The organism is Parapedobacter soli, assembly GCF_025460835.1.
GTDB lineage: Bacteria > Bacteroidota > Bacteroidia > Sphingobacteriales > Sphingobacteriaceae > Parapedobacter > Parapedobacter soli.
Map to the genome: position 1 here is coordinate 1 of NZ_JAMXAY010000123.1, position 1,911 is coordinate 1,911.

The window sequence follows — 1,911 nt, forward strand, 5'->3', positions numbered from 1 at the left end:
ACCAGTAATAGATGGCGAGGTCATCCCGTGCCGCAAGTTGCTGCAGTACATACTGTTCGGTGAGTGCGCCTTTGAATTCCTGAAAAATGACGTTCCCTTCCAGCAGCGTGCCGAATCAGATTTTCAACTGCACGGAAATACACCAATATGGCAGCAAATAGTACAATAGCTATCAACAGGTAAACCATAGGGTAAAGATAATTTTTTTGTAAGGGGAAGAGCTGAAAAAAGCCGATAAGGGCGATAAAAAACGGCTCAGACATTTATTTGCTTGGCGGAATGTGTCTTTTTATAACCACATTCCGCCAAGTATATTTTTTTTATTTGGCGGAATGTAATATATTTACACGTCATTTCGCCAAATATTACAATGTATGAACAGTTATTTCGTAGGCAGAACAAGAGAAATCGGGGTGCTTAAAGAGGCTTTGGCTAGTAAGCATTCCGAGATGATTGCCATTATCGGAAGGCGACGGGTAGGAAAGACTCATCTGGTTCGAAAGGTATACGGGCCCACGATAGATTTTGATATAACCGGCCTTCAGCAATCAAGTAATGCTTTGCAATTGGAGAATTTCGCCAATAAGCTTAACGAATATGCCAAGCCGTCTTTACCCATACGGGATATCCGCAACTGGCTGGAAGCTTTTAATTTATTGAAACAACATCTTGGCACAAAAGGCAAGCCGCGGAAAAAGGTCATTTTTTTTGACGAACTTCCCTGGATTGCACAAGCCCGGTCCGGCTTTCTGGAAGCATTGGGCCATTTCTGGAACGACTGGGCGGCTTACCACAACGTTGTGCTGGTAATATGCGGATCGGCAGCCAGCTGGATGGTCAAACATGTCATCCACCACAAGGGAAGCTTACACAATCGTATCACGCGAATAATCCACCTTCAACCCTTTACCCTTGCAGAAACCAAGGAATTCCTCGTTCACCACAGAGTGGATTGGTCAGATTATAGCATTACCCAACTTTATATGGCGTTGGGGGGTATCCCGCATTACCTTAAAGAAGTGGCCAAGGGCGACAGTGTAGCCCAAACGATTGATCGGCTTTGTTTCACACGATATGGACTGCTGTTTGATGAGTTTGATAAGCTGTACACATCGCTGTATGACCATCCGGCAAATCATATCGCGGTCATACGCGCACTCGGCAACAAATGGATGGGTATGACCCGGACCGAGCTCGTGGAGGCTACCAAGCTCTCCGACGGAGGTGGTTTTACCAGGTTATTGGATGAGCTGGAGCAGTCCGATTTTATCACTTCAATCCGGCCTTTTAACAAAAAGAAAAAAGATACGCTTTACAGGCTTACCGACAACTATTCGTTGTTTTATCTCCGCTTTATGGAAGAGCGGCGCAAATCAGGTAAAGGAAGTTTTCAAAGTCTGGCCCAAATGGGTGTATGGAAGCAATGGTGTGGATATGCATTTGAAAATGTATGTTTAGGGCACATGGGTCAAATAAGGGAAGCCTTAGGGATTAGTGGCGTATATACAGCAATAGGTGGCTTCATGGACCGGGGGAGCGATGAGCGATCCGGAGCACAAGTAGACCTCCTACTCGACAGGGCGGATCATATAGTCAATATACTGGAAGTCAAATTCCATCACGATGTCTTTACGATTACCAAGCGATATGCTGCTAACCTACAGGCTAAAATCAGCGCGGTCCGGTCTGTCCTTCCGGCCACAAAAAGTGTATCATTAGCCATGGTTACCACCTTCGGTGTGCAGCCAAACAGCTACTATCACGACCTGGTGCAGCGCGATGTCAAACTGGCTGCGCTTTTCGTGCCATCTGCTGCTCCTTAGCCCGAACAACCTTCCTGTGGGTTCGGCTATCCGGAACCTTATCTCCTACAGCGCCGTTAGCGCAAAAAGAGGTAAATTGGTCATCCAG

The 1,911-nt window shown here is 46.4% G+C and carries 1 protein-coding gene; it reads left to right on the top strand.

The annotated features are described in order from the left end of the window. Nucleotides 1-374 precede the first annotated feature (374 nt). Nucleotides 375-1,823 carry an AAA family ATPase gene (locus NGM62_RS21805; protein ID WP_262250415.1) on the top strand — a complete coding sequence of 483 codons (1,449 nt, stop codon included), beginning with the start codon at nucleotides 375-377 and terminating at the stop codon, nucleotides 1,821-1,823. The last annotated feature ends 88 nt before the right edge of the window (nucleotides 1,824-1,911 follow it).

Coding starts and splice junctions, on each gene's coding strand:
- NGM62_RS21805 (WP_262250415.1), top strand. CDS start 375: ATGAACAGTTATTTCGTAGGCAGAACAAGAGAAATCGGGGTGCTTAAA.